The following is a 16,785-nucleotide window of genomic DNA, read 5'->3' on the forward strand; positions in this document are numbered from 1 at the left end:
GGCTCGTCGCTCATTGATCGGGACGGGCCGGGGTACGAGACGGGCCAGCGCGAGAAGGAGCCGGGCGATGGACAGCGCACCCGCCGACGGGCCTCAGCCGGGACCCGGCCCGGCGGCCAACCCGCTCGGGCACGGCCCCGTCCTGCTGCTCACCGACGCCCGGCTCGCCGACGGCCGGGTGGTGGACGTACGGATCAGCGGCGACCGGATCCAGGCCGTCGGCACCGCCGGCAGCCTCGGACCGCTGCCCGCCCTGCCGGGCACCCCCACGGCCACCACCGGCGCCCGGATCGACCTCAAGGGCTACCTGCTGCTGCCCGCCCCCGCCGAGGCGCACGCCCACTACGACGTCGCCTTCTCCGCCGCGCTGCCCGCTCCGCCGCCGGAGACCCCCACCGACCTCACCCGCCGGGTCACCGAGGCCGCGCTCACCTCGCTCGGCTACGGCGCCACCGCCCAGCGCACCCACGTCCGGATCGGCGACGTGCACGGGCTGCGCCGGCTGGAGGCCGTGCTCACCGCCCGGCAGGCGCTGCGCGGCCTGGCCGAGCTCCAGGCGGTCGCCATGCCCCGGCTGCTCACCGGCCGCGCCGGGGCGGACGGCCGGGCCCAGCTGCGCGAAGCCCTCAAGCTGGGCGCCACCGCGGCCGGGGGCTGCCCCGAACTGGACCCGGACCCGGCGGGGTACGCCCAGGTGCTGCTGGAGGCCGCCCGGGAGGCGGACTGCCCGGTCGACCTGCACGCCACGGCCGCCGACCCGGCGCGGCTGGCCCGGCTGGCGAGCGCGCTCGCCCCGCTGCGGCCGCGGGTGACGCTCGGCCCGTGCGGCGCGCTGGCGCCGGGCTCCCCGGCGGTGCTGGCCGGCCACGGCATCCGGGTGGTCTGCCTGCCGCAGAACGGCTGCTGCACCGGGCTGGAGGGCCGGCCCAGCGGGCTGCGGCCGGGGCTGCTGCGCGAGCTGACGGAGGCCGGGGTGCCGCTCGCGGCGGGCAGCGGTTCGCTGCGCGACGCCGCCAACCCGGTCGGGCGGGCCGATCCGCTGGAGGCCGCGTACCTGCTGGCGGCGAGCGGGGTGCTGGCCCCGGAGGCGGCGTACGACGCGGTGGCGAACCAGGCGCGGGTGGCGCTCGGGCTCCCCCCGGTCCGGGTGGACGCCGGGTTCCCGGCCGAGCTGCTGGCGGTGCGCGGGGACAGCCTGGCGGGGGCGCTCGCGGGCGGTCACAGCCGCCTGGTGGTGCACAGCGGACGGATCGTCAGCCGGACCAGCGCGGTCCGGGAGTTCGCCGACACGGTGGCGCTGGCCCTGCCCCGGCAGTCCGGCGGCGCCGGCGGCGGCTGACCGCGGGCCGGGGCCGAAACAGATGGGGGCGCGCGGTGTTGAACCGCGCGCCCCTCCCCCACCTGCTGGCCGCCGATGACGTCGGTGGGCCCCACCGGCGGCGGAGCGGCCCCAGGCATCCCCCACATGGAGCGGGGCCGCTCTCCCAGCGCTGACGCTACGCCCACGGACGACCCGTTCCGCCCGCTCTTGACGCCCTCCTGTCGTGCGACTGGCCCCCCTTGACGGACCGTTGACACCGCGGGGTTCCCGTCCGGTCAGGGCTCGTAGCGGTAGCCGATGCCGGGCTCGGTGATCAGATGGCGCGGCCGGGCCGGGTCGCGTTCCAGCTTGCGGCGCAGGCCGGCCAGGTAGACCCGCAGGTAGTTGCCGCGCTCCTCCTGGGCCGGCCCCCAGACCTCGCGCAGGATCCGCCGGCCGGGCACCAGCCGGCCGGGGCTGGCGAGCAGCAGGGCGAGGATGCGCCACTCGGTCGGGGTGAGCCGGACCGGGCCGTCCGGGCCGCTGACGGTGGTGGCGGCGAGGTCCACGGTGTGGTCGCCGATCACCGGTGCGGGCAGGGCGATCCCGCCCGGCGGCCGGCGCAGCACGGCGCGCAGCCGGGCCAGCAGCTCCTCCATCAGGAAGGGCTTGGTGAGGTAGTCGTCGGCGCCGGCGTCGAGGGCGCCGACCTTGTCGGCGGCGCCGGCCCGGCCGGAGAGCACGATGATCGGCACGGCGCTGCGGCTGCGCAGGCTCCGGATCACCTCCATGCCGTCCAGGTCGGGCAGGCCGAGGTCGAGCAGCACGGCGTCGGGCGCGGTGTGCGCGGCCCGGTCGAGGGCCTCCCCGCCGCTGGCCGCCGTCCGGACGGCGTACTGCCGGGCGCTCAGGTTGATCCGCAGGGTGCGTAGCAGCGCGGGTTCGTCGTCGACGATCAGGATCTCGCTCATGCGCGCGCCACTCCCCCGGTCCCGGAGGCCGGAAGGTGCCCCCGTCGCCCGGCGCCCGCCTCGCGGGACAGGCGCGTTTCGGTCATTCGTCGGCTTCGCTCTCTCATACGGGCGCTTCTCCCGGGTGGGCGGCGGGCAGGGTGAGCAGCATGGTGGTGCCGCCCCCGGGGGTGTCCTCGACCTCCAGACTGCCGCCCATGGCCTCGGCGAGGCCGCGGGAGAGGGCGAGACCGAGGCCGACGCCGGTGGTGTTGTCGGTGTCGCCGAGGCGCTGGAAGGGCAGGAAGACCCGGTCGCGGTCCTCGGGGGCGATGCCGGGGCCGCGGTCGATCACCCGGAGCTCGACCTGGTCCCGGTGGTGGCTGGCGGTGACCAGCACGGGTGCGCCGGGGGCGTTGTGGCGCAGGGCGTTGGTGATGACGTTGGCGAGGACGCGTTCCAGCAGCGGCGGGTCGGCGAGGACGGCGGGCGCGGTGTCCAGGTCGAGCGGCTGGACCGGGGCGTACGGGGCGGGGAGGGTGTCCAGGGCCCGGGGCAGGATCTCGTCGAGGTGGGTCTCGGCGAGGTGCAGGGTGAGCGCGCCCGCCTGGAGGCGGCTCATGTCGAGCAGGTTGTCGACCAGCCGGGTGAGCCTGACCAGGGACTCGTCGGCGGTGGCGAGGAGTTCGGCCTGGTCCTCGGCGGAGAACTCGACGTCGGGGCTGCGCAGCGAGCCGACCGAGGCGAGGGCGGCGGCGAGCGGGGTGCGCAGGTCGTGGCTGACGGCGGCGAGCAGGGCGGTGCGCATCCGGTCGGCGGCCTTGATGGGTTCGACCTCGGCGGCGACGACGGCGAGCCGGTCGCGTTCGAGGGCGGCGGCGACGTGGGCGGCGAAGGCGGTGAGGACGCGCTGGTCGGCGGCGGGCAGCCGGCGGCCGGTGAGGACCAGGACGGCGTCCGCGCCGACCGGGACCTCGGTGGTCTCGCCGGTTCCGGCGCTTCCGGCGCGGTCGGGGGCGGCGGGGGTGTCGGTGTCGGGGGCGCCGTCGGCCGGGGCCTCCCCGTCGCAGCGGGCCAGCACCTCGCCGCCGGCGCGTTCCAGCAGGGCGACGGAGTCCATGCCGAAGGCCGTCCGGGACTTCTCCAGCAGGGCGGGCAGGGCGTCGGCGCCCCGCAGCACGCTGCCGGCGAGGGTGGAGAGGGTCTCGGCCTCGGCGGTGGCCCGGGCGGCGCGGCTGGTGAGCCGGGTCGCGTGGTCGACCACGGTGGAGACGGCGAGCGCGACGGCGGCGAAGACCACCAGCGCGACGATGTTGTTGGTCTCGCCGATGGTCAGGGTGTGCACGGGCGGGATGAAGAAGTAGTTCAGCAGCAGCGAGGCGACCACCGAGGCCAGCAGGGCCGAGGTGGCACCGCCGAGCAGGGCGACGACGACCACGCCGAGCTGGAAGATCAGCGCGTCGGTGGTGAGGTTCACCCGCTCGGGCGCCTGCGAGAGCAGGGCCGTCAGCAGCCAGGGCAGGACGAGCCCGGCGAGGTAGCCGGCGATGGTGCGGCGCCGGGAGTGGCGGCGGCCGAGCGAGGGCAGCCGGCCGCGGCCGGTGAACTCGTGGGTGACCATGTGGACGTCGATGTCCTCGGAGGCGTCCACGGTGGTCTCGCCGATGCCGGGGCCGGTGAGGAAGCGGGTGATCCGGCCGCGGCGGCTGGTGCCCAGGACCAGCTGGGTGGCGTCGTGGGCGCGGGCGAAGGCCAGCAGCGCGGTGGGGATGTCGTCGCCGACGACCACGTGGTAGCTGCCGCCGAGGGTCTCGACCAGCTGCCGCTGCTGGGCGAGTGCGCCGGAGGAGGCGCCGGCCAGGCCGTCGCTGCGGGTGACGTGGACGGCCAGCAGGTCGCCGCCGGCGGTGCGGAGGGAGGGGCGGCGCGGCGCGTCACCGTCGGGGGCGGTGGTGGGCGACGGGCGGGAGATCCGGGCGGCGCGGCGGATCAGGGTCTCGCCCTCGGGGCCGCCGGTGAGGGCGACCACGACGCGTTCGCGGGTCTCCCAGACCCGGTCGATGTTGTGGCTGGCCCGGTAGTCGCGCAGGCCCTCGTCGACCCGCCCGGCCACCCAGAGCAGGGCGAGTTCGCGCAGGGCGGTGAGGTTGCCGACCCGGAAGTAGTTGGAGAGCGCGGCGTCCACCTTCTCCGCCTTGTAGACGTTGCCGTGGGCCATCCGGCGGCGCAGCGCCTGGGGGGCCATGTCGACGAGCTCGATCTGGTCGGCCCGGCGGACCACCTCGTCCGGGACGGTCTCGCGCTGCGGGATGCCGGTGATCTTCTGGACGACGTCGTTCAGCGATTCCAGGTGCTGGATGTTGACGGTGGTGATGACGTCGATCCCGGCGTCCAGCAGTTCCTCGACGTCCTGCCAGCGCTTGGCGTTGCGGCCGCCGGGGATGTTGGTGTGGGCCAGTTCGTCCACGAGGGCCACGGACGGACGGCGGGCGAGGACGGCGTCGAGGTCCATCTCCTCGAAGTCGCTGTCGCGGTAGGAGCGGCTGACCCTCGGCAGCAGCTCCAGGCCGTCCACCAGCGCCTCGGTGTAGCGGCGGCCGTGGCACTCGATGTAGCCGACCACCACGTCCGCGCCGCGTTCCCGTCTGCGCCGGGCCTCGTCCAGCATCCGGTAGGTCTTGCCCACACCGGGGGCGGAGCCGAGGTACACCCTCAGCCGGCCTCGGCGGGAGCCGGGGGTGAGGTCGCGGGCCATGGGCGCTCTTTCGTACGAGGGAGGGTACGGCGGCGGCCGACCCCGGCCGGGGGCTGCTGCCCCGGCCCGGGTCGGCCTGTTCAGGGATTTTTCGGACTGATCGTCACTTCTGCTCCGACAGCGCGGTGTTGAGCAGTACGACGTTCACGCCCTCCTGTCCGAGGAAGCCGAGCGAGCGCCCCTCGGTGTACTTCTCGACCAGCCTGCGCACGGTCTCCTCGGGCAGGTCGCGGGCCTTGGCGACCCGGGCGACCTGCTCCTGCGCGTAGGCGACGGAGATCTGCGGGTCGAGGCCGGAGCCGGAGGCGGTGACCGCGTCCACCGGCACGCTCGCCGGGTCGACGCCGTCGAACGCGGCGACGGCCGCACGACGGTCCTCGACGGTCTTCAGCAGGTCCTCGCTGTTCGGGCCGAGGTTGGAGGCGCCGGAGCTCTTCGGGTCGTAGCCGCCGGCGGAGGGCCGCGGCTGGAACCACTTCGGGTCCGGCCTGGCCTCCTCCTTCTCGTCGTCCGGGTTCTGCTTGGGGAGGTTGTAGCTCTGGCCGAGCAGGCTGGAACCGACCTCCTTGCCGTCGAGCTCCACGATCGAGCCGTTGGCCTTGTCGTCGAGCACCAGCTGGCTGATCCCGGTGATCAGCAGGGGGTAGGCGAGACCGAGGATCACCGTCATCACCAGCAGCATCCGCAGCGCGGTGAAGTGCGTGCGCACGGTGGTGGGCAGGGGCTTGGACATCAGGTGCTCCTTTCTCAGCTCAGGCCGGGGACGAACTGGACGACCAGGTCGATCAGTTTGATCCCGGCGAAGGGGACGATCAGACCGCCGAAGCCGTACAGCCCGAGGTTGCGGCGCAGCAGGGAGCCGGCGTCGGACGGGCGGTAGCGGACGCCGCGCAGGGCGAGCGGGATGAGGCCGATGATGACCAGGGCGTTGAAGATGATCGCCGAGGTGATCGCGGACTGCGGGCTGTGCAGGTGCATGATGTTGAGCTTGTCGAGGCCCGGGTAGACCGCCGCGAACATCGCCGGGATGATCGCGAAGTACTTCGCGACGTCGTTGGCGATGGAGAAGGTGGTCAGCGCGCCGCGGGTGATCAGCAACTGCTTGCCGATCTCGACGATCTCGATCAGCTTGGTGGGGTTGGAGTCCAGATCGACCATGTTCCCGGCCTCCTTGGCCGCCATGGTCCCGGTGTTCATCGCGACACCGACGTCGGCCTGGGCGAGGGCGGGGGCGTCGTTGGTGCCGTCCCCGGTCATCGCGACCAGCTTGCCGCCGGCCTGCTCCTTCTTGATGAGGGCCATCTTGTCCTCGGGGGTGGCCTCGGCGAGGAAGTCGTCCACGCCGGCCTCCTCCGCGATCGCCCTGGCGGTCAGCGGGTTGTCGCCGGTGATCATGATGGTCTTGATGCCCATCCGGCGCAGCTCGTCGAAGCGCTCCCGCATGCCCTCCTTGACCACGTCCTTGAGGTGGATGACACCCAGGACGCGGGCGGGGGCGGAGCCCACCCTGTCGGCGACCACGAGCGGCGTGCCGCCGGCCGCGGAGATCCCGTCGACCAGCGCGGAGACCTCGCCGCCGACCGAACCGCCCTGCTCGGTCACCCAGTTGGTGACCGCGGCGGCCGCGCCCTTGCGGACCTGGTGGACGGCCTCGGCCTCGTCCAGGTCGACGCCGGACATCCGGGTCTGGGCCGTGAAGGGCACCCAGGTGGCGTGGGTCAACTCGCCCTGGGCGCGGGCCCGCAGGCCGTACCCGGTCTTGGCGAGGACCACGATCGAGCGGCCCTCCGGGGTCTCGTCGGCGAGCGACGACAGCTGCGCGGCACCGGCCAGTTCCTCCGTGCCCACGCCGGGGGCCGGCAGGAACTCGGCGGCCTGGCGGTTGCCGAGGGTGATGGTGCCGGTCTTGTCGAGCAGCAGGGTGTTGACGTCGCCGGCCGCCTCGACGGCCCGGCCGGACATCGCCAGCACGTTGCGCTGCACCAGCCGGTCCATGCCGGCGATGCCGATCGCGGAGAGCAGCGCGCCGATGGTGGTCGGGATGAGCGCCACGATCAGGGCGACCAGCACGATCATCGACTGCGGGGCGCCCGCGTAGGTGGCCATCGGCTGGAGCGTGACGACCGCGATCAGGAAGACGATGGTCAGCGAGGCCAGCAGGATGTTGAGCGCGATCTCGTTCGGCGTCTTCTGCCGGGCGGCGCCCTCGACCAGGGCGATCATCCGGTCGATGAAGGTCTTGCCCGGCTCGGAGGAGATCTTCACCACGATCCGGTCGGAGAGCACCCTGGTGCCGCCGGTCACCGCGGAGCGGTCACCGCCCGACTCGCGGATCACCGGCGCGGACTCTCCGGTGATCGCCGACTCGTCCACGGACGCGACGCCCTCGACCACGTCACCGTCGCCGGGGATGATCTGCCCGGCCTCGACCACCACGTGGTCGCCGAGCGCCAGCGCGGTGCCGGAGACCTCCTCCTCGGCCCGCGAGGCCGGCCAGTCGGTCAGCCGCCGGGCCATGGTGTCGGTCCTGGTCCTGCGCAGGGTGTCCGCCTGCGCCTTGCCGCGGCCCTCGGCGACGGCCTCGGCCAGGTTGGCGAAGACGGTGGTCAGCCAGAGCCAGACGGTGATGGACCAGGCGAACACGGACGGGTCGGCGATCGCGGCGACGGTGGTGACCACCGAGCCGACCTCGACCACGAACATGACCGGGTTCCTGACCATCACCCGGGGGTCCAGCTTCTTCACCGCGTCCGGCAGGGAGGCGACTATCAGCCTGGGGTCGAGGAGGCCGTTGGAGACTCTGTGCGGCGCCGCGCTCTCCGTCTTCTCGAGCGGTGCGGGGGTGAGCGTAGGGGTGGACATCAGGAGAGACCTTCCGCGATCGGCCCGAGAGCGAGGGCCGGGAAGTAGGTGAGACCGACGACGATCAGGACGACGCCCGACAGCAGGCCCACGAAGAGCGGCTTGTGGGTGGGCAGGGTGCCCGGAGTGGCGGGAACCGGCTGCTGCCGCGCGAGCGAGCCCGCCAGCGCCAGCACGAAGACCATCGGCAGGAAGCGGCCGAACACCATCGCCAGACCGATCGCGGTGTCGTACCAGTCGGTGTTGACCGTGATGCCCGCGAACGCCGAGCCGTTGTTGTTGGCACCCGAGGTGAACGCGTACAGCACCTCGGAGAAGCCGTGGGCGCCCGAGTTGAGCATCCCGGCACGCTCGCCCGGCAGCGACATCGCCAGGCCCGTGCCGACCAGCACGATCGTCGGCGTGGTCAGGATGTACAGCGAGGCGAACTTCATCTCGCGGCCGCCGAGCTTCTTGCCCAGGTACTCCGGCGTCCGGCCGACCATCAGACCGGCCACGAAGACCGCGACGACCGCCAGGATCAGCATGCCGTACAGGCCGGAGCCGGTACCGCCGGGCGCGATCTCACCCAGCATCATGTTGAACATCGCGATCCCGCCGCCGAACGGCGAGTACGAGTCGTGGAAGGAGTTCACCGCGCCGGTCGAGGTCAGCGTGGTGGAGGCGGCGAACAGGCTGGAGGCCGCGATACCGAACCGCTGCTCCTTGCCCTCCATCGCCCCGCCGGCGGCCTGCATCGCGCTGCCGGAGTGCTGCGTCTCGGAGAAGGTGATCAGCGCGGCCGAGGCCACCCAGAACAGGCCCATCACGGCGAGGATCGCGTAGCCCTGGCGGTTGTCCCCGACCATCCGGCCGAAGGCGCGGGGCAGCGCGAACGGGATCAGCAGGATGAGGAAGATCTCCACCAGGTTGCTGAACCCGGTCGGGTTCTCGAACGGGTGCGCCGAGTTGGCGTTGTAGAAGCCGCCGCCGTTGGTGCCGAGCAGCTTGATGACCTCCTGCGAGGCCACCGGACCGCCCGGGACCGACTGCGGGTCGCCGGCCAGCGTGGCGACCTCGTGGAAGCCGTGGAAGTTCTGCACCACGCCGTTGGCGACCAGCACCAGCGCGAAGACGATCGCGATCGGCAGCAGCAGGCGCAGCGTGATCCGGGTGAGGTCCACCCAGAAGTTGCCGACCCGGTCGGTGCGGTTGCGGGTGAAGCCCCGGATCAGCGTGGCGACGATCGCGATGCCGACGGCCGAGGAGACGAAGTTCTGCACCGCCAGGCCGGCCATCTGGGCCACGTGGCCCATCGCGGACTCACCGCCGTAGGACTGCCAGTTGGTGTTGGCCACGAAGGAGATCGCGGTGTTCCAGGCCTGGTGACCCTCCATCTGCGGCACGCCGAGGCTCAGCAGCAGATATCCCTGAAGGCGGATCAGCCCGTACAGGAAGAGGACCGAGACGGCCGAGAAGGCCAGCACCGAACGGAGGTAGACCGGCCAGCGCTGGTCGGCGTCGCCGTCCACGCCGATGACCTTGTACAGGCCGCGCTCGACTCCGAGGTGCCTGGGAGTGGTGAGGATTCTGGCGATGTAGTCGCCGAGGGGGCGGTAGCACAGGGCCAGCGCGCCCACCAGGGCGAGGGCCTGCAGCCAGCCCGCGAGGGTGGAACCCATGTCAGAACTTCTCCGGGTAGATCAGCGCCACGACGAGGTAGCCGACGAGGGCGACGGCGACGATGAGACCTGCGATGTTCTCGGCGCTCACAGCTTCTCCACCCCCCGTGCGATCAGGGCGATGACGGCGAACACGGCGACCGTGACACCGACGTAGATGAGATCGGACATGGGCTCCACCACAGTGGTTCGGAGACGGCCGCGGCCGGGCCCGGAGGCACCGCACGGCACCGGCGGAAGACCGGCTGAAGCAGCAAACCAGCCGGTTGAGGGGCGCTACGGTTCCCTGACGCCCTCCATACGGGCGGATACGCGACGTTGACGCGACCTTGACGCCCGCGTCACCGGGCCGAGACCGGCCGTGTGCGGAAACGTTTCGGGCCCCGGACAGCGATGCTGTCCGGGGCCCGTTCCGGTCGGTCGTGCCGGGGTCGCCCGGGCACGTCTCCGGGTGTCGTGCGGGCGTTCTCCGGTGCCGGCAGGCGTTCCTGGGTGCCGCTCAGGAGTTCTCGGGCGCCGGCAGCTTCTCGTGCTCCGACCGCCCCACCGGCTCACCGCGCCGCACCGCGCCCGGGGCCCGGCGGGACGGGTGGTACGCCTTGCTGGAGGAGGTCAGCTGCCAGGGCACGCTGATCACCATCACGCCCGGGGTGAACAGCAGCCGGCTCTTCAGCCAGAGCGCCGACTGGTTGTGCAGCAGGTGCTCCCACCAGTGCCCGACCACGTACTCGGGGATGAACACCGCGACCGCGTCCCGGGGGCTGGTCCGGCGGTACTCGCGCACATACGCCACCACCGGCTTGGTGATCTCCCGGTACGGCGAGTCCAGCACCTTCAGCGGCACCTGGACGTCGAGCTCCCGCCACTGCCGCTCCAGTTCGCCGGTGGCCTCCTGCTCCACCGCGACGGTCAGCGCCTCCAGCGAGTCCGGCCGGAACGCCTGCGCGTAACCGAGCGCCCGCAGGGTGGGCTTGTGCAGCTTGGAGACCAGCACGATCCCGTGCACGCTGGACGGCCGCACCGACTCGGCGTGCGGGTCGTCCACCGCCAACTCCTCGGCCACACCGTCGTAGTGCCGCCGGATGCCGCGCATCATCACCCAGAGTACGACCGCCGCGACCACGGCCAGCCAGGCGCCCTGGGTGAACTTGGTCAGCAGCACGATGACCAGCACCAGGGCGGTGGTGACCGCGCCGAAGGCGTTGATCACCCGGGAACGCTGGGCCGGGCCGCGGACGCCCGGCTCGGTCTCGGTGCGCAGGACGCGGTTCCAGTGCTTCACCATGCCGATCTGGGACAGCGTGAAGGAGGTGAAGACGCCCAGGATGTAGAGGTGGATCAGGCTGGTGACGTCCGCGTCGTACAGCCAGAGCAGCCCGCCGGCCACCACCGCGAGGGCGATGATGCCGTTGGAGAACGCCAGCCGGTCGCCGCGGGTGTGCATCTGCCGGGGCAGATAGCGGTGCTCGGCCAGGATCGAGGCCAGCAGCGGGAAGCCGTTGAAGGCGGTGTTGGCCGCCAGGATCAGCACCAGCGCGGTGACGGCCTGGACGAAGTAGAAGAGCACGGAGTGGTCGCCGCCGAAGATCGCGGCCGCCAGCTGGGCGATCACGGTCTGCTGCGGGGCGGTGTGGCAGTCGCCGGGGAACCCGGTCAACTGGCAGGCGTCGTCCGTGATGTGGACCTTGGAGATCAGTGCCAGCGCGGTGATGCCGACGAACATGACCACGGCCGTGGTGCCCATCACGGCCATCGTGGTGGCGGCGTTCCTCGACTTCGGCGCCCGGAAGGCCGGCACGCCGTTGGAGATCGCCTCCACACCGGTCAGCGCGGTACAGCCGGACGCGAACGCCCGCAGGCCCAGCATCAGCAGGCCCAGCCCGGCCAGGGTGTCCTTGCCGTCCACCGGCAGGACCCCGTACGAGGCGCTGGACGCCACCGGCGCGTGGCCGAACGCGACCCGGATCAGACCGGTGACCACCATCAGCAGCATGCCGCCGATGAAGAGGTACGTCGGCGCCGCGAAGGCCTTGCCGGACTCCCGGACACCGCGCAGGTTCATCGCCGCGAGCAGCGCGACGAAGCCGACCGCCAGCTCCACCCGGTGGTCCGCGAGCGCGGGCAGCGCCGAGATGATGTTGTCCACCCCGGAGGCCACCGACACCGCGACCGTCATCACGTAGTCGACCAGCAGCGAAGCGGCCACCACCAGGCCGGAGTTGGCCCCCAGGTTGCGGGACACCACCTCGTAGGAGCCGCCGCCGCTGGGGTAGGCGTGCACGACCTGGCGGTACGACATCACCACGACCGCCATCAGCGCGACCACACCGGCCGCGACCCACGGGGTCAGGTAGAGGAACGCGGTGCCACCGACGGTGAGCACCAGCAGGATCTCCTGGGTCGCGTAGGCGACCGAGGAGAGCGGGTCGGAGGCGAAGATCGGCAGCGCCAGCCGCTTGGGGAGCAGCGTCTCGCCCAGCTCCTCGCTGCGCATGGCCTTGCCGATCACTAGACGCTTGAGCGCCTGGGGCACGTTGAACACATGGGCGAGCGTAAGGGCCGAAAACAGCCTGACAATGGGCCCCGAAGGCGTGCCGAAAAGGCCCGGCACGCCGATCGGGAGGAGCGTTCCCGCAGGTCGGAGCCGCTATGAGCACGCACCTGCCGGGCGTATCAACGGCGTTAAGCCCCCCCGTTAAGACATCGTCAAGATATGACGATCCGATAGGACATTTAGCCACATATGGGGCAATTTGCCCGCGCCGCGACCGCGACGCACGGCCCGCCCAGGCCTACATCCGCATCCGGAGCCGGCAGACCACGGCATCGGTGTGGCGGCGCAGCGCCCGGTCGATCACCGCCCCGCGCCGGTTCTGCAGCGCCCGCTGCCAGGGGCGGGCCGGCTCGACCTCGGGGATGAGGACGGTGAGCCGGTCGTACGCGCGCTCGGCGCCGAGCCGGTTGACGAAGGCGGCGATCGGCGGGCCGAGCCGGCGGTGGCCGTCCGGGATCTCCACCAGGGGCACGCCCGGCCGCCACAGCTCCCAGTCCCGGCGAAGCGCCTCGGCCTCCGCCGGGTCGTGCACCACGGTGACCGCCAGGACCTCGTCGCCGAGCGAGAGCGCCGCGCTCAGCCCGTCCCTGGTCAGCCGGGTGATCGCGGTGACCGGGACGACGACCAGGCTGCGCCGGCGGGTGACGGCGCCGGGCACCCGCCCCAGCTCCAGCGCCTCGCCGATCCGCGCGTAGCCGCGGTGGACCGCCTCGAAGAGCAGGACGAGCAGCGGCAGCGCCAGGCAGATGCCCCAGGCGCCCTCGGTGAACTTCGTCCCGGTGACGACCACCGCCGCGACGCCGGTGAGCAGCGCGCCGAAACCGTTCAGCGCCGCCCTGGCCCGCCAGCCCCGCTGCCGCCGGACGCACCAGTGCCTGACCATGCCGACCTGGCAGACGGTGAAGCCGACGAAGACCCCGATCGCGAACAGCGGCACCAGGCTGTTGACGTCCCCGCCGGAGCCGGCCAGCAGCGCCGCGGAGACCAGGGCGAGGAAGAGCACGCCGTGACGGTGCACCTGGCGGTCGGCGCGCAGCGCGAAGACGTGCGGCAGGTGGTTGTCGCGGGCGAGCAGGTGCAGCAGCACGGGCAGGCCGCCGAAGGAGGTGTTGGCGGCCAGGCCCAGCAGGATCACGGTGGCGAACTGGACCAGGTAGAAGCCGGCGCCGTGGCCGAGCGAGGCGTCGGCGAGCTGGGCGAGCACGGTGACGCCCTCCACCGGCTGGAGGTGGAAGCGGCCGATCAGCACGGCCAGTCCGATCAGCATCACGCCGAGCAGCGCGCCGAGCGCGACCTCGGTGCGCTGCGCCCGCTTCACGCCCGGCGTGCGGAAGGACGGGACGGCGTTCGCCACCGCCTCCACCCCGGTCAGCGCCGAGCAGCCCGCCGCGAACGCCTTGAGCAGCAGCAGCGCGCCGACCGCGGTCGCGTTGCCGGCCAGCGCCGAGGCGTGCCCGGTGGCCGCCTCGGTGCTCACCGGGGCGTCCCGGAACAGGCCGACCACGATGATCGCCAGGATGGACAGCACGAAGACGGCCGTCGGCGCCATGAACCAGCGGGCCGACTCGGCGATCCCCCGCAGGTTGACGGCGGTGACCAGGGCGAGCACGCCCAGGCAGAGCCAGACCCGGTGGCCGTACAGGCCCGGCACGGCCGAGGTCAGCGCGGCCACCCCCGCGGTCACCGAGACCGCCACGTTCAGGATGTAGTCGATCACCAGGGAGGCGGCGGCGGTCAGCGCGGTCCGTCGGCCCAGATGCTCCCTGGCCACCGCGTACGAGCCGCCGCCGTCCGGGAAGGCCGCGATCACCTGGCGGTAGGAGGCCACCAGCACCGCCAGCAGCACGGCGATCGCCGCCGTCACGGGGAGCGTGAAGCCGAGCCCGTACGCCCCGGCCGCGGCCAGGACCAGGACGATCGACTCGGGCCCGTACGCGACGGAGGCCATCGCGTCCAGGGAGAGCGCGGCCAGGCCGCCGAGGGCGCTGAGGCGGTGCCGGTCACCGGCCGCGCCGGTATCCGGGGGCTCGGGCTCCGCGGCGACGGCCGGGGTGGTGGTGGCGCTGGACATCGGGCAGGACCTCCGCAGTCGGGTGCTGCTCCGATCCTGCGGGCCGGGTGCCGCCCCGCTCCCCTGCCCCTACGCGTTCCTGACGCCTCGACGTGTGCCTTTGACGATCCGTTGACGCCATGCGGCGGCCGGCCCCGGGGGGCGTGGACGGGGCGGGTGGGCCGATGTCCCGGCGGGCGCCGGTTGGGAAGACGATCAGCACTGTCGGAGGACTCCCGGCGCGTACCTGAGCACGCCCGGGACTTCTCAGCGGGGAGGCTGAACGGCCCACCCCACCCCTGAGGACACTCTGCTGCCTGCCAGGAGTAATTGCAAGTAATGCGCAATAGTGCGCCCGCCCGCCGATGCCAGGAATTCTCGCTCTCCGCCCCCGCCGCACTACGCTCCGCACATGGATCGCCCCGCCCGCCCCTCGCGTCCCCTTCTCCTCATCGACCTCGACCACACCCTGGTCGAACGCGACGGCCCCGCCGATGCCTGGACCGGCGGATTCTGCGCCACCCACGGCATCCCCGCCGACGCCGCCCCCGCCGTCTTCGAGCTCTACCGCGCCGACCGCTCCCCCGCCGGATTCACCCGGATCGCCGCCCGCTACGGACTGCCCGACTCCGGCGCAGCCCTCTGGGAGGAGCACGTCACCCGCGAGGCCGCCCGCACCCACCTGCTCCCCGGCGTCCCCGACGCCCTCGCCGCCCTGCGCGACGCCGGCTGGACCATCGCCGTCGTCACCAACGGCTCCACCGGCATCCAGCGCGCCAAGCTCGCCCGCACCGGCCTGCTCCCCCACGTCGACGCCGTCTGCGTCTCCGAGGAGGCCGGCGCCCGCAAACCCGCCCCCGCGATCTTCCACCTCGCCGCCGCCCGCCTCGGCCGCACCCTCACCCCCGACGACTGGATGGTCGGCAACAACCCCGCCACCGACCTCCGGGGCGCCCACGCCACCGGCCTCCGCTCGATCTGGATCACCCCCACCCCACCCCCGCCGCTCCCCGCGGACCACCCCGCCCCCACCCACACCGCTCCCGACACCCCGGCCGCGGCGGCCCTCCTCCTCGGCTCCCCCTGACGCCCCGTCGCCCCTGCGCCCGGGCACGACAAAACGGCCCCTGATCCACGTTTCCGCAGATCAGGGGCCGTTCTCTATCCGGTGGCTGGTGTAGGGTTCGAACCTACGTAGGCTATGCCGGCAGATTTACAGTCTGCTCCCTTTGGCCGCTCGGGCAACCAGCCAGGATGTTCGTCTCGCGGGGCGCTGCCCCGTTCGACTGGATAAACCATACCCGATGCCGGGGGGTGGTTCGCCACCCCTTTGGCCATCGGAGGATCAAGAAACGCGGCGCGGCGGGCCCGGGCGGGGGCGGGGTGGCGCTGGATAGGCTGGGGCGGCGGGCGCCCGGTGGGGCGGGCCGTGTCAGTGAAGCCAGAACATCAAGGAGACCAACACCCATGGCCGACTCCAGTTTCGACATCGTCTCGAAGGTCGAGTGGCAGGAGGTCGACAACGCGATCAACCAGACCTCCCGTGAGATCGCCACCCGCTTCGACTTCAAGAACGTCGGCGCCGAGATCAGCCGCTCCGGCGAGAAGATCGAGATGAAGGCCAACGGCGAGGAGCGCGTGAAGGCCGTCCTGGACGTGCTGCAGAGCAAGTTCATCAAGCGCGGCCTGTCGCTGAAGGCTCTGGACGCCGGGGAGCCGCAGCTCTCCGGCAAGGAGTACAAGATCTTCGTGAACGTGAAGGAGGGCATCACCCAGGACGATGCCAAGAAGATCGCGAAGATCATTCGCGACGAGGGCCCGAAGGGCGTGAAGGCCCAGGTCCAGGGTGACGAACTGCGCGTGACCTCGAAGAGCCGCGACGACCTGCAGGCCGTGCAGGCGCTGCTCAAGGGCAAGGACCTGGACTTCGCGATCCAGTACGTGAACTACCGCTGACCCCGCGGGCGCGGCCCCGGTCCTGAGCCTCCTCGGGGCCGGGGCTTTCCGTGTCGGGAGGCTCAGTCGGCCGGGGCCCAGCCCCCGGTGCTGCGGTGGGCGGGCAGGCCGACCGCCTCGAACTCGTCGAAGTGGTCGCCGTCCACGCGGGCGCCGATCCGGCGCAGGGCCTGGGATATCGGGCTGCCCTCGGGCGGGAAGCGTTCGGACTCGGCCTTGGTGAGCGGGCCGAGCTCCAGCCGCCCGTCCGCCCAGACGGCGGCGCGCTGGGTGCCGGTGCCGCCGAAGTAGTCGGCCTCGACGCAGGCGATCGGGCCGGCCTTGGACCAGGCGGCGAGCCGGCGCTCGAAGCCCTCCGGGAACCACTCGAACCCGGACGCGCGGCCGGATGCCCCGTCGCCGCCCAGGCGGAGCGCGGCCAGGAAGGCGGGCGTGGCCGGGATCAGCGCCAGCCCCTGGGCCAGCGGGGCGAGACGGGCGGCCGGGACCTCCGCGGCCGCCACCCTGAGCAGCTCCAACGGGCCGATCAACGCCTGAAGTTCGTATGGCATTCAGTCATCCTGGCTCAACCCGCCGACGATCGGCCCGATATTTACGATTCCGTGCCTCGAAGGGAATCAGCCCGAGAGGACCGGGCCCCGTCCGCCCGTACCTCCGCCGCTCCGCTCCGGCCCCCGGTCACCCGTGCGGCGCACGC

General features: G+C 72.6%; 12 protein-coding genes and 1 tRNA gene. 3 read left to right on the forward strand and 10 right to left on the reverse strand.

Annotation, left to right across the window (positions count from 1 at the left end; translation table 11 throughout):
* The first annotated feature begins 67 nt into the window (after positions 1-67).
* Positions 68-1,339: a hydrolase gene (locus AB0P06_RS07705; RefSeq protein ID WP_363605869.1), complete on the forward strand. Its 1,272-nt coding sequence runs from the start codon at positions 68-70 to the stop codon at positions 1,337-1,339.
* A 257-nt stretch (positions 1,340-1,596) separates the two neighbouring features.
* On the opposite strand, the gene AB0P06_RS07710 is transcribed toward AB0P06_RS07705, so the two are convergent.
* The 8 genes from AB0P06_RS07710 to AB0P06_RS07745 form a co-directional block, all read right to left on the reverse strand.
* On the reverse strand, positions 1,597-2,271 hold the full coding sequence (locus tag AB0P06_RS07710; RefSeq protein ID WP_363605871.1) for a response regulator: 675 nt from the start codon (positions 2,269-2,271) through the stop codon (positions 1,597-1,599).
* A gap of 103 nt (positions 2,272-2,374) precedes the next feature.
* Complete coding sequence (locus AB0P06_RS07715; RefSeq protein ID WP_363605873.1) at positions 2,375-5,005, reverse strand: ATP-binding protein; 2,631 nt, start codon at positions 5,003-5,005, stop codon at positions 2,375-2,377.
* Positions 5,006-5,108: 103 nt separating this feature from the next.
* Entirely contained in the window at positions 5,109-5,738 is a 630-nt protein-coding gene (kdpC, locus tag AB0P06_RS07720) for a potassium-transporting ATPase subunit KdpC (RefSeq protein ID WP_363605875.1), read from the reverse strand.
* Positions 5,739-5,752: 14 nt separating this feature from the next.
* On the reverse strand, positions 5,753-7,867 hold the full coding sequence (gene kdpB, locus AB0P06_RS07725) for a potassium-transporting ATPase subunit KdpB (RefSeq protein WP_363605876.1): 2,115 nt from the start codon (positions 7,865-7,867) through the stop codon (positions 5,753-5,755).
* On the reverse strand, positions 7,867-9,528 hold the full coding sequence (kdpA, locus tag AB0P06_RS07730; protein WP_363605878.1) for a potassium-transporting ATPase subunit KdpA: 1,662 nt from the start codon (positions 9,526-9,528) through the stop codon (positions 7,867-7,869). Before kdpA ends, kdpB begins: the two co-directional genes overlap by 1 nt.
* A 1-nt stretch (position 9,529) precedes the next feature.
* The gene (gene kdpF, locus AB0P06_RS07735) at positions 9,530-9,619 is read right to left on the reverse strand and encodes a K(+)-transporting ATPase subunit F (protein ID WP_097237446.1); all 90 of its coding nucleotides are present in this window, start codon (positions 9,617-9,619) and stop codon (positions 9,530-9,532) included.
* A gap of 408 nt (positions 9,620-10,027) precedes the next feature.
* Positions 10,028-12,022 carry an APC family permease gene (locus AB0P06_RS07740; protein WP_363606049.1) on the reverse strand — a complete coding sequence of 665 codons (1,995 nt, stop codon included), beginning with the start codon at positions 12,020-12,022 and terminating at the stop codon, positions 10,028-10,030.
* A gap of 298 nt (positions 12,023-12,320) precedes the next feature.
* Positions 12,321-14,153 carry an APC family permease gene (locus AB0P06_RS07745; protein ID WP_363605879.1) on the reverse strand — a complete coding sequence of 611 codons (1,833 nt, stop codon included), beginning with the start codon at positions 14,151-14,153 and terminating at the stop codon, positions 12,321-12,323.
* Positions 14,154-14,544: 391 nt separating this feature from the next.
* Here AB0P06_RS07745 and AB0P06_RS07750 point away from each other — a divergent pair, with 391 nt between their 5' ends.
* Positions 14,545-15,219 carry an HAD family hydrolase gene (locus AB0P06_RS07750; protein WP_363605880.1) on the forward strand — a complete coding sequence of 225 codons (675 nt, stop codon included), beginning with the start codon at positions 14,545-14,547 and terminating at the stop codon, positions 15,217-15,219.
* Between the two features lie 82 nt (positions 15,220-15,301).
* On the opposite strand, the gene AB0P06_RS07755 is transcribed toward AB0P06_RS07750, so the two are convergent.
* Positions 15,302-15,383 (reverse strand) — tRNA-Tyr (locus AB0P06_RS07755).
* A gap of 216 nt (positions 15,384-15,599) precedes the next feature.
* Between AB0P06_RS07755 and AB0P06_RS07760 the strand changes: the two genes are divergently transcribed.
* Positions 15,600-16,088 (forward strand): YajQ family cyclic di-GMP-binding protein, encoded by a 489-nt coding sequence (locus AB0P06_RS07760; RefSeq protein WP_363605881.1) that lies wholly within the window; start codon positions 15,600-15,602, stop codon positions 16,086-16,088.
* A 62-nt stretch (positions 16,089-16,150) separates the two neighbouring features.
* On the opposite strand, the gene AB0P06_RS07765 is transcribed toward AB0P06_RS07760, so the two are convergent.
* The gene (locus tag AB0P06_RS07765; RefSeq protein ID WP_363605882.1) at positions 16,151-16,639 is read right to left on the reverse strand and encodes a hypothetical protein; all 489 of its coding nucleotides are present in this window, start codon (positions 16,637-16,639) and stop codon (positions 16,151-16,153) included.
* Between the last annotated feature and the right edge of the window lie 146 nt (positions 16,640-16,785).

The organism is Kitasatospora sp. NPDC088351, assembly GCF_040685575.1.
GTDB lineage: Bacteria > Actinomycetota > Actinomycetes > Streptomycetales > Streptomycetaceae > Kitasatospora.

Coding starts and splice junctions, on each gene's coding strand:
- AB0P06_RS07705 (WP_363605869.1), top strand. CDS start 68: ATGGACAGCGCACCCGCCGACGGGCCTCAGCCGGGACCCGGCCCGGCG.
- AB0P06_RS07710 (WP_363605871.1), bottom strand. CDS start 2,271: ATGAGCGAGATCCTGATCGTCGACGACGAACCCGCGCTGCTACGCACC.
- AB0P06_RS07715 (WP_363605873.1), bottom strand. CDS start 5,005: ATGGCCCGCGACCTCACCCCCGGCTCCCGCCGAGGCCGGCTGAGGGTG.
- kdpC (WP_363605875.1), bottom strand. CDS start 5,738: ATGTCCAAGCCCCTGCCCACCACCGTGCGCACGCACTTCACCGCGCTG.
- kdpB (WP_363605876.1), bottom strand. CDS start 7,867: ATGTCCACCCCTACGCTCACCCCCGCACCGCTCGAGAAGACGGAGAGC.
- kdpA (WP_363605878.1), bottom strand. CDS start 9,528: ATGGGTTCCACCCTCGCGGGCTGGCTGCAGGCCCTCGCCCTGGTGGGC.
- AB0P06_RS07740 (WP_363606049.1), bottom strand. CDS start 12,022: ATGCGCAGCGAGGAGCTGGGCGAGACGCTGCTCCCCAAGCGGCTGGCG.
- AB0P06_RS07745 (WP_363605879.1), bottom strand. CDS start 14,153: ATGTCCAGCGCCACCACCACCCCGGCCGTCGCCGCGGAGCCCGAGCCC.
- AB0P06_RS07750 (WP_363605880.1), top strand. CDS start 14,545: ATGGATCGCCCCGCCCGCCCCTCGCGTCCCCTTCTCCTCATCGACCTC.
- AB0P06_RS07760 (WP_363605881.1), top strand. CDS start 15,600: ATGGCCGACTCCAGTTTCGACATCGTCTCGAAGGTCGAGTGGCAGGAG.
- AB0P06_RS07765 (WP_363605882.1), bottom strand. CDS start 16,639: ATGCCATACGAACTTCAGGCGTTGATCGGCCCGTTGGAGCTGCTCAGG.